Consider the following 12297-nt stretch of genomic DNA (forward strand, 5'->3'; position numbering starts at 1 on the left):
ATGGCAGTGGGTGCTCCGTTGCCCTGGGTGAAGGCGCTGTTGCTGCCGACGCTGCCCTAAACCCTCGGCGTTGCGCGAATGCCTCGCCGGCGACATGGGCCTTCGCATCGGGCGCCATGCGGCCTATACTTGGCCACCTCATCCTTCTTGGTGCTGCTGCCTGAAGGTGCGTAGACCCTCCGTCACACGGAGGGTGTTTGTTTGCGTACCTGTTTTCAGCATCATGTCGAACTTTCCCCGACTCCAAAAAGCCCTGTCTCGCCAGGGCATCCATGTCTCGTTCCGAGACGGTATCTACGACATCCATAACGCGCATGCAGCGGCATCCATCCTGCTGCCCGCCTCGTTGCCCCTAGAGCAAAAGGCAGTGACCCAGCTGCTTGAATTTGCCTCCGTAGCCGATCCACAGGGCCACGGCGCTGTCTGCAAGGCCTGTGCGACGCCTGACTTCCACCCAGGCAGTATCGCGCCGGTAGGCGCCGTGGTCGCCACATCGCGGGACTTTGTCATCCCCGCCGCGATAGGCACCGACATCAACTGCGGCATCCGGATCATGCGCACGGGGCTCAACCTTGCCCAGGCCGAGGCGCACAAGAGCAGCATCATTGCCAAGCTCAAGAGAGCCATCCTGGAGAACGGCCGCGATGTGCCGGTGCGCAGCGCCGGCTTCAGAGCGCTGTTTGACGATGGCCCGGCCAGCTTTCTGGAGCTGCTGCCCGAGCTGGGCCTATGGCGCGCGGCCGATCGTGATCAACTCCAGCGCGAGCTGGCAGCCTGCGTGGGGCTCGATAGCTTCCAGGGTGATGCACGCTATGGGCCCGAGGCCTTGATGCAAAGCCGCGAGATCGTGCGTCCACCTTCTGCCGCAGAGCTGGGCGGAGGCAACCATTTTCTGGAATTCAATGTCGTCGATGCGATCTTCGACCGGCATGCGGCTTATGAAGCAGGTCTCAAAAAAGGCGATATCACCGTGATGATCCACACCGGCTCTCGTGATGTCGGCTTCTATGTGGGCCGCCGCTGGATGGACCTGGCCAAGCAAGAGTGGCCCCAAGGCCTCAAACACCCCAGCCATGGGCTCTATGGCTTGAGCGGCCATCTGGCTGCCGAGTACCTGAAGGCCATGGGCGTGGCCGCCCGCTACGCCTGGTTCAACCGTATGGCCCTGGGAGAAATCGTGCGCCAGCAATTGGCCGATATTGCAGCGCCCGACGCATCGGCAGTGATTGTGGATGTGCCGCACAACGTGGTTCTGCAAGAAGGCGAATTCAATGTGCACCGCAAAGGCTCCACGCCCGCACACGACGGCCAGTGGGCCCTGATCCCTGGGTCGATGGGTGACCATTCCTACCTGGTCAAGGGTCTGGGCCACGAAGACTGGCTGCGCTCCTGCAGCCACGGCGCGGGTCGCCAGGTGCGCCGCCAGGATACCCGCCGCATGAAGCAACCCCTGGTCGACACGGTCTGGCAATGCATCACCTTGCGTGAGGAGCGGCTCATCGAAGAAGCACCCAGCGCCTACAAACCGGTGGGGCCCGTTTTACAAGCCCAGGAGCAGGCAGGTTTGATTCGCGCCAGCGTTCGCTTGAAGCCTTGGCTGACTTTCAAGGCTTGATGGTGACAGAAAGCCGTTGGTCTTGATGGCCAGCGGCTTTCCTGGCAGCAAGCCAATGCGCTAACCTGCACGCTGAATCACATGTCTCAACCCAGATTTTTGCCGACACATGAACACCATCGACGCTGGAATGCACAAATCGCGAACTGCCAGTAGCCCGCACCCTGTTCTGCGCATTGACGGTGTACCGCTGGAACAGTGGATAAAAGGCGTGAAGGACGTTGCCGGGGACGATATGACCGACTACCTCGTTCCTGCCCAAGGATGGCTGATCGACCAAGCAGACTATGACAATGCATGGCATTTGCTCGGCCCTCAGAGCGAGGGTAGCGCCACCGTTGTGCCGGTTTTGGTGTGTGCCGATGATATGGACATGAACTGCACGGTCGTGGTCGTTGAGCAGACCGTCAATGCAGACGCGGTGGCCTGGGAGCGGTTTGGCCAAGCAGTCGATGTGCGCCACGGCATAGTGACTTCGGTGAAATGGATCACACCCCATCAGAAAGCGGCTTTTCCTCTGTCCTCTTTTCGCGCGGCAGCGGCCGAGATGAAAAGGCTTACGGATGAGGTGTGGACCTAGTCACACCAACATCACCAAGGCGTTCAGGCAATCTTCAACGCCCGGGTCGCTATAAACGTCGGCATCACGTTCTCGACCACAAAGCGCGGATGGGGCTGCCAGTCTTCATGAAAGCCGGTAAGCACCAAGCCCGCATCCAACTGCCCGCCAATCTGGTCTGCCAGCGTATGGCCAAACACCAGGAGCTCGCCGCGTTCGCGTTTGGCGGCCAGGTCTTCCGCAGACAAGTGCGCTAAGTCGGAAAAGGGCAGCCGGCGGTTGGGGCGCACAAGCCCCTGGGCCGTCAAGGCCGGGTCGCGGTCGGCCACAAAGACCACCGGGTTCCAAAAGCTAGACAGCAGCTCGCCACGCGGCGCCAGCACGCGCGCACATTCGCGCCAGACCGGGCGCACATCGGGGATATAGAGGTTGGAGATGGGGTGGAAGATGACGTCAAAGCTGGCATCGGCAAAGACGGAGAGGTCACGCATATCGCCCTGCACACAGCGCAGCTCCAGCCCCTCTCTGGCGGCGACTTGGCGGTCCTGGCCTAGCTGCCCTTCGGAAAAATCGAACACGGTCACGACAGCGCCCGCTGCTGCCAGGATGGGGGCCTGCTGCCCACCTCCGGCTGCCAGGCACAGAATGCGCCGGCCACGCACCTTATCCAACCATCCGGTGGGCAAGGGCCCGGGCGTGAGGCGGGCGGCACTCCAGTCGCCCGCGCGGGCTGTTGCAATCGCTTCAGCGCTGACCGGGGCCGACCATGCGCAGCCTTGCGCGGCTTGGCGGTTCCAGGCGGCTTGGTTGTGGGTGAGTAGGTCGATGGGATCTGTCATGGGGCTCTTCAGCATCTCGGCAGAATGCATGGTCCAAATACGGGATTGTCCGCGTGCCATGGGCCCGCCCAGCCAGCGGTAGACTATCCAGCGCCCGGGGTCCAATGCGCTGCTTCTCCCCCCATAAGCGAAACCAACCAAAGCTTGCACCCACTCCGGCATTGGGCGGGAAATGATTGAATGTCCGCCGCGACGAAGATCGGAACATAAGCCATTTGGAGGAATTCCAGACTCCTCGCTGCTGCCCCGAACACTTGAAGATATCGAAAGAGTTTATGCCATTTGTGCCTGCCCTATGCCCTTCCTGCTCGGGAAAGCTCCAAGTACCTGATGACCACGACATCGTCAAATGCATGTACTGTGGTGTCGATGTCGTCGTGAGACAAGCCATTCGATTGATTTCTGGCAGCGCATCCACTTTTATGGAGCTGGCGCATGTCGCTTTGGCGGCGAGAAATTTTTCAGAAGCCTACGGCTATTACACCAAGGTATTGGAGATAGAGCCTCGCAATGCGGATGCCTGGTATGGCAAGGGGAAGGCCGCTGGCGCGATGGGCAACGGGAGCTTTCAACACCTGAAAGAAATGCAGGTTGCCATTGCACAGGCCATTAAATTATCGCCCCCCGATAAGGTCGCCGATATGAAAGCAGCAGCTGCAAGGGACATGGCAAGTGTTGGCGCGACCAATTACCAAATGGCAAGCAGCATCATTACAAGGCTTGTCGCGGCCCATGGCGCATGGGCCAGTCATTTGACACTTTGCCGAGAGATTATTTCGCTGCTCGAAACCGCGCACAGCTACAACCCCAAGGACACCCAAATCCTCAAAAATATTGTCCAGATATGCAGTGACAATATCTCAGGCATCAAATTCAAAGATCCTGCCAATGGCAATGCCACGACCGTCAAACATCTCAACGATGATTACGAGAAAGAGCTGCGCGTTATTTTCAATTTATATGCAGAGAAGCTCGTAGCGCTGGATCCAGGCTACCAACTCCCCTATCCAAAAAGAAAATCCTCGTATTGCTTTGTGATCACTGCAACCATGGGCAGCGCACAGCACCCAAATGTCACATTCCTCCGGTCTTTCCGGGACACTATGCTGGTCCGCACTGCGTTTGGCAAGGCATTCATTCGCTGGTATTACCGCCAAGGCCCTGCTATCGCTCGGCACATTGAAGGCTCTCGCCTGGCGCGGTCCGCCTCTTATGTGTTCATCGTGCTGCCGGCTGTGGCTATCGCCAAGCTGATCACCTGGGCGGCGGCAGGACGTTCGCGCTGACCACACCGGAGGGCATCGGCGCTTGTTGCGCTGCGGTGCCTCTTTCAGTTCGCACCCTGCGATGGCGCAACCACCGGGGCCTAGGCGTGCTCAAGCGCCCCTGTGCGACAGCCTATTTTTTAGGCACCCGCAGCAGCCGCAGCCCATTGAACACCACCAGCAGACTCGCACCCATATCAGCAAACACCGCCATCCACATCGAGGCATTGCCAAACACCGCCAGCGCAAAGAACACCGCCTTGATGCCCAGCGCGAAGATGATGTTTTGCCACAGGATGGCGTAGGTGCGCTTGGACAGCAGCACCGTCTCGGGCACGCGGCGCAGGTCGTCGTTCATGATGAGGATGTCGGCGGCCTCCTTGGCGATGTCGGTGCCGGCGCCGCCCATCGAGAAGCCGATCGAAGCGGCAGCCAGGCTGGGCGAGTCGTTGACGCCGTCGCCCACCATGCCGGTCGGCTGCTGGGCCACCAGGCCGTTGATGACCTGGAGCTTGTCCTCGGGCAGCAGGTTGGCCTTGACCTCGTCGATGCCCACTTGCGCGGCAATGGCGCGGGCGGTGGCTTCGTTGTCGCCGGTCAGCATCACGGTGCGGATGCCCAGGGCCTTCAGCTCGGCAATTGCCTGCTTGCTCGATTCCTTGGTGGTGTCGGCCACCGCAAACAGGCCCAGCACGCCTTGCGCGCTGGCCAGCACCGAGACGGTCTGGCCCTGCTCCTCCATCGCCAGCATCAGCGCCTCCACCTCGGCAGAGCACTGGCCGCGCTCATGGATCCAGCGGTGGTTGCCCAGCACATAGCTGTGGCCACCGATATCGCCCTTGACGCCGCGGCCCAGCTCGGCGGCAAAGTTGCCCACCTCCAGCGCCTCGCCATCGATACCGGCGGCGACCGCCTTCGATACCGGGTGGTCCGAGCGCGCGGCCAGGCTCTTGGCAATGCGCTCGATCTGGGGGGCATCGGTGCTGGTCGACAGCATGCGCGTCTGCACCAGCTGAGGGGTGCCGGCGGTGATGGTGCCGGTCTTGTCCAGGGCGACGACGCGCAGCTTGCGCGCCTCTTCCAGATAGGCGCCGCCCTTGACCAGAATGCCCCTGCGGGCGGCAGCAGACAGGCCGCTGACAACGGTCACTGGCGTGGAGATCACCAGCGCGCAAGGGCAGGCGATGACCAGCAGCACCAAGGCCTTGTAGATGGCGGTCAGCCAGGGCCAGTCCAGCATCAGAGGCGGCAGCACCGCGACTGCGACGGCCAGCACAAACACAGCGGGGGTGTAGATGCGGGCAAAGCTATCCACAAAACGCTGCGTGGGCGCGCGCTGGCCCTGGGCCTGCTCCACCGCGTGGATGATGCGGGCCAGCACGGTGTCGGTCGACAGCTTGCTGACCTCGAACTCCAGCGAGCCGCTTTGGTTGATGGTGCCGGCAAACACCGGGTCGCCCGGTGCCTTGTCCACCGGAATGCTCTCGCCGGTGACGGAGGACTGGTCCACCGCGCTTTGGCCGCTGGTCACCACGCCATCCAGCGCAAAACGCTCGCCAGGCTTGACCCGCGCCAGGGTGCCGACCGCCACCGTCTTGGCGTCCTGGATCTGCCAGCTGCCATCGGCCTGCCTGGTCTCGATCTGCGGCGGCGACAGCGCCAGCAACTGGGCAATCGCATTGCGCGCGCGGTCCACCGAACGCGCCTCAATCAGCTCGGCCAGCGAGTACAGCGCCATCACCATGGCCGCCTCAGGCCACTGGCCAATCACAAAGGCGCCGATCACCGCCACGCTCATCAGCGCATTGATACCCAGCTGGCCGCGCAGCAAGGCCGACAGGCCTTTCTTGAACACGCCCAGGCCCGACAACGCAATGGCCAGCGCGGCGACCGCCATGCCGACCATGCGCCAGACCGAGGTTTCGGGTGTCAGCAGGTGCAGCAGCTCGGCGGTGGCTGCCACCACCAGCGCGGCAATCAGGCGGTAGAGCTCCCGGCGTTGCGCCTTTTGCACATCGGCGGCAGCCGGCGGGGCCGACAGCGTTTCGGTGCTAAAGCCTGCAGCCTGGATCTTCTCCGTCACTGCCGCCCATTGCTGCGGGTCGGCTTCGACCCGCAGGGTGCGGGCCGGCAGGTCAAACTGCAGCAGCCTGACGCCTGCCGCGCCTTCGAGGATCTGCCGAATCTGCCCCTCTTCCACGGGGCAGTCCATCGCGGGAATGCGCAGCAGCAAGGCGCCGTCATCGGCCTTCAAGGCCGAGCTGGCCTGGGCAGCTGGGCCCAGGTCGGGGCTGCAGCAGTCGCTATGCGCATGCGCGGCAGCAGTAGCGGCTGGGGCATGGGAATGCGAATGCGCATGGTCATGACCATGGCTGTGATCGTGACCCTTGTCGTGGCTATGGCCGTGATCGTGCCTATGGTCGTGCCCCTTGGCGGCCACGGCGGCGGCCTGCTGGTCTTTGCCGGCGCAGCAGGATGCCGCTGCATGGCCATGGGAATGGCGCTGCGCGGTGTTGGAATGGGCGGTGACTGGGTTGGAATTCGTTTGGGTCATAAAGCGTGCTCCCTGTTGCTTCGATTAAAAACCCTGTAGTAACTACAATGTCAAGCCTAAATCGCTAGACTCCGTATGGACATGAGGGCAATGACATGAAAATCGGTGAACTGGCCACGGCCTCGGCAACACCCGTGGAAACCATCCGCTACTACGAGCGCGAAGGCCTGCTGCCGCAGCCCACGCGAACCGCCAGCAACTACCGCGTCTACGAAGAGCAACACCTGGAGCGCCTGCAGTTCATCCGCAACTGCCGGGGGCTGCAGATGTCGCTGGACGAAGTGCGCGAGCTGCTGCGTTACAAGGACGAACCCGCCCAGGACTGCGCCGAAACCGTCGACAAGCTGCTTGAAGCGCATATCGGCCACGTCGCCCTGCGCATCCAGGAGCTGCGCGGGCTGGAAGCCCAGCTGATCGCCCTGCGTGACCGCTGCCGGGGCACCCAGGATGTGGAGCACTGCGGCATTCTGGCGGGCCTGGCCGAGACGCCTGCGGCGCCGGCCGTCAAACAGCATCTGCATGTGCGCTAGGCATTAGGCGCCGGGTCGTTGGAAGGTGGGCCGGCTCTAGAAGGTGGCGCACTGCGCCACCTTCTAGAGCCACGCAGCGTTTAGCCACGGAACATTTGCAAGCGCGCCTTTCTCTCCGCCGGCGTCTCGCTGGTGTAGGCATCGATCACCTGCTGGCGCGTCTTGCCTGGGCCGGAAGCGACAGGCGCGGGCGGGTAGTTGCTGCTGCGCAAGGCGTTGGGGCCGCGCTTTTGCAGCGCCTCGATGGTCTCCGTCTGGACCTGCGCGCGGCTCTTGCCTGGCTGGGCATGTTCGGGGTAGAGCTCGTAGCCCTTTTCCGTGGGTGCCGAGTGCAAGGTCGCGCTGGCCGATGCGCTGTTCAACATGCCCAGCGACAGGGCTGCGAATGCCAGGGACAACAGGGTGGAAGTGCGTGTCTTTTGCATGGTTGCAATGCCTTTCATGAGGGTGAAAATACTCTCGCTGCGACTGCATTCGAGATGGCTCCATTGTTGAAAAAACACGCTGACCAAAGCCCCACAGCAAGATGACATTGCTGCAATGCGCGGGCTGCGTAAACGGCAGACAAAACAAAGCCATGGCGGGCTGGGCCATGGCTTGGTGGTCAGTGCGCTAGCGCGGCTCAGGCCGGGTGCGCAGCGGGTTTGTCAGCGCCCTCTTTGTCGTCCAACTCATCCTCCGACGGATCGTGCCGGTGCACCAGGCGGTAGAGCAGCGGCAGCACCAGCAAGGTGAGCACCGTCGACGACAGGATGCCGCCAATCACCACGGTGGCCAAGGGGCGCTGCACCTCGGCACCCGTGCCGGTCGCAATGGCCATCGGCACAAAGCCCAGCGATGCGACCAGGGCCGTCATCAGCACGGGCCGCAGGCGCGACAGCGCTCCGGTGTGCACGGCATCGGGAACGGCCAGCCCACCCTCGCGCAGCGCGCGGATCGACGAGATCATCACCAGGCCGTTCAGCACGGCTACGCCGGACAGCGCAATAAAGCCAATGGCGGCAGAAATCGACAGCGGAATGCCCCGCAGCCACAGCGCCAGAATGCCGCCGGTCAGCGCAAACGGAATGCCGGTAAAGACGATCAGACCGTCGCGCACGTTGTTGAACATCGCAAACAGCAAGGTGAACACTAGCAGCAGCGCGACGGGCACGACAATCTGCAGCCGCTGCTGGGCCGATTGCATGTTCTCGAAGGTGCCGCCCCAACGCGTCCAGTAGCCGCTGGGCAGCGCCATCGCGCCCAGGTCCTGCTGCGCCTGCTCGACAAAGGAGCCGATATCGCGGCCGCGCACATTGGCGCTCACCACAATGCGGCGCTTGCCATCCTCACGGCTGACCTGGTTGGGCCCGGGCGACAGCGCAAAGCTGGCCACCGCCGACAAGGGCACAAAGCCCAGGCGGCTGCCTTCTTGCTGCGGTAGCGCAATGGGCAGACGCTCCAGCGCAGCCAAATCGCTGCGCAGCGCCTCGGGCAGGCGCACCTGGATGTCAAAGCGCCGGTCGCCTTCAAACACCGTGCCGGCCTCCTGGCCGCCCACGGCCGTGGCAATGGTCTGCTGCACATCGCCCATGTTCAGGCCATAGCGCGATGCCTTTTCCCGGTCCACCTGCACGGTGAGCATCGGCAGGCCCGTGGTCTGCTCCACCTTCACTTCGGAGGCGCCGGGCACCTTCTGCAGCATCGCGGCAATCGATTGGGCCGTGCGTTCGAGCACCTGCATGTCATCACCAAACACCTTGACCGCCACATCGCTGCGCACGCCCGAGATCAGCTCGTTGAAGCGCAGCTGGATCGGTTGCGAGAACTCGTAGTTGCTGCCCGGTATCGCCTCGACGACCTCCTGCACCTGGGCGAGCAGGTCCTCGCGGCTGCGCTGCGGATCCGGCCATTGCGCACGCGGCTTGAGCATGATGTAGCCATCCGAGATATTGGGCGGCATCGGGTCCGAGGCAATCTCGGCCGTGCCGGTGCGGGCAAACACGCGCTCGATCTCGGGCACCTGGTCCTTGAGCGCGCGCTCGATCTGCATCTGCATCTCCAGCGATTGCGTGAGGCTCGTGCCCGGCACCCGCAGCGCCTGGATCGCGAAGTCACCCTCGTTCAAATTCGGCGCAAACTCGCTGCCCAGGCGCGAGGCCAGCAGCAGGCTCAGGGCCACCGAAACGACAGCCGCCGTCAGCACCACCACCGGCATGCGCATCACCCGCGCCAGCAAGGGCTCATAGGCCTGGCGCGCCCAGGTCATCAGGCGGTTCTCCTTCTCGCCCACCTTGCTGCCAATGAACAGGGCAATGGCCGCCGGGATAAAGGTGATCGACAGAACCATAGCGCCCACCAAGGCCAGCACCACGGTCAGCGCCATCGGGTGGAACATCTTGCCCTCCACCCCCGTCAGCGCAAAGATCGGCAGGTAGACCACCATGATGATCAGCTGGCCAAACAGCAGCGGACGGCGCGATTCCTTGGCGGCGGCAAACACCTCATGAAAGCGCTCGCTGCGCGACAGCGGGCTGCCCTTGCGCTCCTGCGCATGCGCCAGGCGCCGCACGCAGTTCTCCACAATCACCACCGCCCCGTCGATGATGATGCCGAAATCCAGCGCGCCCAGGCTCATCAGGTTGGCGCTGATGCCGTACTTCACCATGCCCGTAAAGGTGAACAGCATCGATAGCGGAATGATCAGCGCCGTGATCAGCGCAGCGCGGATATTGCCCAGGAACAGGAACAGCACCACCACCACCAGCGCCGCGCCTTCGACCAGGTTTTTCTTTACCGTGGCAATGGCTTTTTCCACCAAGGTGGTGCGGTCGTAGACGGTCACGATCTTCACGCCTTCGGGCAAGGTCTTGCGGATCGACTCCATGCGCGCATCCACCGCCTTGGAGACGATGCGGCTGTTCTCCCCGATCAGCATGAACACGGTGCCCAGCACCACCTCGCGGCCGTTGTCGGTGGCAGCGCCCGTGCGCAGCTCGCGGCCCAGGCTCACCTCGGCCAGGTCGCGCACGCGCACGGGCTGGCCTTGGGTGCTGCCCACAATCACTTCCTGGATGTCCGCAATGCCCTTGACCTGGCCGGGCGCGCGGATCAGGTACTGCTCGCCTTCGCGCTCGATATAGCCCGCCCCCACATTGGTGTTGTTGCTCTGCAGTGCTGCGACCAGCTTGTCCATCGAGATGCCATAGGACGCGAGCTTGTCCGGCCGGGGCGCCACCAGGTACTCCTTGGCAAAGCCGCCAATGGAGTTGATCTCGGTCACGCCGGGCACATTGCGCAGCTGGGGCTTGATGACCCAGTCCTGGATCTCGCGCAGGTCCATGGGGGTGTAGGGCGTGCCATCCGGCATTTTGGCGCTATCTTCCGCCTCCACCGTCCACAGGTAGATTTCGCCCAGGCCGGTGGAAATGGGGCCGATGCTCGGCGCAATACCGGGCGGCAGCTTCTCACGCGCTTCCTGGATGCGCTCATTGACCAGCTGGCGGGCAAAGTAGATGTCGGTGCCGTCCTTGAAGATCACCGTCACCTGCGACAGCCCGTAGCGTGACAGCGAACGGGTCTGCTCCAGATGCGGCAGGCCGGCCATCACGGTCTCGATGGGGTAGGTGATGCGCTGCTCGGTCTCCAGCGGCGAGTAGCCCGGCGCCTGGGTGTTGATCTGGACCTGCACATTGGTGATGTCGGGCACGGCATCGATGGACAGGCGCTGGTAGCTGAATACGCCCAGCGCAGCCATGGCGAACACCGCCAGGATGACCAGCCAGCGCTGTTCGATGGAAAAACGGATGATGCGTTCAAACATGCAGACTCCCGATCAATGCGCGTGCTCGGCAGAGGCCTTGCCCAGCTCGGCCCGCAACAGGAAGGAGCCCTCCCGGACATAGGCCTGCCCCGCCTGCAGGCCCGCCAGCACCTGGGTGGTCTTGCCGTCGCTGGCGCCCAACTGCACCAGCTGGGCCTTGTAGCCGCCCTCGGCCGGCACAAACACCACGCTCTCCTTGCCATCGGGCCGCTGGATGGCTTTGGCGTCCACCGCAATGGGGACGGGCGATTCCCCGGCCAGCACCGCCACATCGACAAACAGGCCCGGCCGCCACACCCCCTGCGGGTTGGCCAGCGCCACGCGCGCCGGTGCCGTGCGGGTTTGCGCGCCAATCAGCGCTCCCACATAGGCAATCCGGCCATCGGCCTGGGAGTCAAACGCCGTGGCACGCACGACGACCGGCGCGCCCATGCGCACATCGGGCAATTGCGGCGCGGCCACGCTGATCTCGGCCCAGACCGAGCGCAGGTCCGACACGGTGAACGAGGCCGTGCTGTCAGTCACCGATTCGCCGACGGTCAGGTGCTTCTCCACCACCATGCCGGCCAGTGGCGCACGCAGCTCATAGCGGCTGGCGCCAGCCGCGCCCGCCCCAATGGCGGACAGCTTTTGCGCGGCATTGGCCACGGCAATTTCGGCCTCCTGCAGCGCTTGGCGCGCTGCCTGGTAGTCCTGCTCGGCAGAGATACGCTCCTGCCACAGCTGCTTTTCGCGCGCGTAGCTGCTCTTGGCAAAGGCCAGCCGCCGCTGCGCCGTTTGCAGCTCGCTGCGCTGGTCCGACACTGCCGGGCTCTGAATGACGGCCAGCAGCTGCCCCTTGGCCACCTGCTCGCCCAGCTGGGCGTGGACGGAGGCCACGACACCGGCTACGCGCGGCACCACGTGCGCGGTGCGGTCTTCGTCAAAGCGGATCTCGCCGGGCAGCAATACCTGCTTTTTGATCGATGCCGGGCCCGCCTGGGCCAGCACCACGCCGGCCGCCTTGGCCTGCGCTGCGCTCAGCTTGACGAGGCCCTCGCCCGCTTCGTCGCCTTCGGCATGACCGCCGGCGGCAGCGCCGTGCGCGTCCTTGCTGCTGGCCTCGGCTTTGTCGGCTTTCTCACCATGGTGTT

Annotated in this window: 9 protein-coding genes; 4 read left to right on the top strand and 5 right to left on the bottom strand. The window is 63.6% G+C overall.

Going from position 1 to position 12297, the window contains the following annotated elements; translation table 11 throughout:
* The first annotated feature begins 223 nt into the window (after positions 1-223).
* Together H928_RS0101280 and H928_RS0101285 are read left to right on the top strand one after the other, a co-directional pair.
* Positions 224-1615, top strand: coding sequence for an RtcB family protein (locus H928_RS0101280; protein ID WP_021024862.1), 1392 nt, complete (start codon positions 224-226; stop codon positions 1613-1615).
* A gap of 109 nt (positions 1616-1724) precedes the next feature.
* Positions 1725-2195: a hypothetical protein gene (locus H928_RS0101285; protein WP_021024863.1), complete on the top strand. Its 471-nt coding sequence runs from the start codon at positions 1725-1727 to the stop codon at positions 2193-2195.
* A gap of 23 nt (positions 2196-2218) precedes the next feature.
* Here the strand turns inward: H928_RS0101285 and H928_RS0101290 are convergent, their stop codons facing one another.
* Positions 2219-3013 (bottom strand): class I SAM-dependent methyltransferase, encoded by a 795-nt coding sequence (locus tag H928_RS0101290; protein WP_027010402.1) that lies wholly within the window; start codon positions 3011-3013, stop codon positions 2219-2221.
* A gap of 254 nt (positions 3014-3267) precedes the next feature.
* Here H928_RS0101290 and H928_RS0101295 point away from each other — a divergent pair, with 254 nt between their 5' ends.
* Entirely contained in the window at positions 3268-4299 is a 1032-nt protein-coding gene (locus tag H928_RS0101295) for a CFI-box-CTERM domain-containing protein (RefSeq protein ID WP_204366274.1), read from the top strand.
* A gap of 112 nt (positions 4300-4411) precedes the next feature.
* Here the strand turns inward: H928_RS0101295 and H928_RS25660 are convergent, their stop codons facing one another.
* Entirely contained in the window at positions 4412-6832 is a 2421-nt protein-coding gene (locus H928_RS25660) for a cation-translocating P-type ATPase (protein ID WP_021024866.1), read from the bottom strand.
* A gap of 95 nt (positions 6833-6927) precedes the next feature.
* Between H928_RS25660 and cadR the strand changes: the two genes are divergently transcribed.
* Positions 6928-7362, top strand: coding sequence for a Cd(II)/Pb(II)-responsive transcriptional regulator (cadR, locus tag H928_RS0101305; RefSeq protein WP_021024867.1), 435 nt, complete (start codon positions 6928-6930; stop codon positions 7360-7362).
* Positions 7363-7442: 80 nt separating this feature from the next.
* Here cadR and H928_RS0101310 read toward each other — a convergent pair whose 3' ends face one another.
* The 3 genes from H928_RS0101310 to H928_RS0101320 form a co-directional block, all read right to left on the bottom strand.
* Positions 7443-7787, bottom strand: a complete 345-nt coding sequence (locus H928_RS0101310) for a DUF4148 domain-containing protein (protein WP_027010403.1) — start codon at positions 7785-7787, stop codon at positions 7443-7445.
* A 197-nt stretch (positions 7788-7984) separates the two neighbouring features.
* Positions 7985-11164, bottom strand: coding sequence for an efflux RND transporter permease subunit (locus H928_RS0101315; protein ID WP_021024869.1), 3180 nt, complete (start codon positions 11162-11164; stop codon positions 7985-7987).
* A 12-nt stretch (positions 11165-11176) separates the two neighbouring features.
* Positions 11177-12297, bottom strand: a 1121-nt coding sequence (locus H928_RS0101320) for an efflux RND transporter periplasmic adaptor subunit (protein WP_021024870.1), incomplete at its 5' end; no start/stop codon positions are given.

The sequence above is a fragment of the Comamonas sp. B-9 genome (assembly GCF_000410635.1).
Classification (GTDB): domain Bacteria; phylum Pseudomonadota; class Gammaproteobacteria; order Burkholderiales; family Burkholderiaceae_C; genus Comamonas.

Excerpts from the sequence above, each read along its gene's own strand:
- H928_RS0101280 (WP_021024862.1), top strand. The coding sequence starts at position 224 with ATGTCGAACTTTCCCCGACTCCAAAAAGCCCTGTCTCGCCAGGGCATC.
- H928_RS0101285 (WP_021024863.1), top strand. The coding sequence starts at position 1,725 with ATGAACACCATCGACGCTGGAATGCACAAATCGCGAACTGCCAGTAGC.
- H928_RS0101290 (WP_027010402.1), bottom strand. The coding sequence starts at position 3,013 with ATGACAGATCCCATCGACCTACTCACCCACAACCAAGCCGCCTGGAAC.
- H928_RS25660 (WP_021024866.1), bottom strand. The coding sequence starts at position 6,832 with ATGACCCAAACGAATTCCAACCCAGTCACCGCCCATTCCAACACCGCG.
- cadR (WP_021024867.1), top strand. The coding sequence starts at position 6,928 with ATGAAAATCGGTGAACTGGCCACGGCCTCGGCAACACCCGTGGAAACC.
- H928_RS0101310 (WP_027010403.1), bottom strand. The coding sequence starts at position 7,787 with ATGCAAAAGACACGCACTTCCACCCTGTTGTCCCTGGCATTCGCAGCC.
- H928_RS0101315 (WP_021024869.1), bottom strand. The coding sequence starts at position 11,164 with ATGTTTGAACGCATCATCCGTTTTTCCATCGAACAGCGCTGGCTGGTC.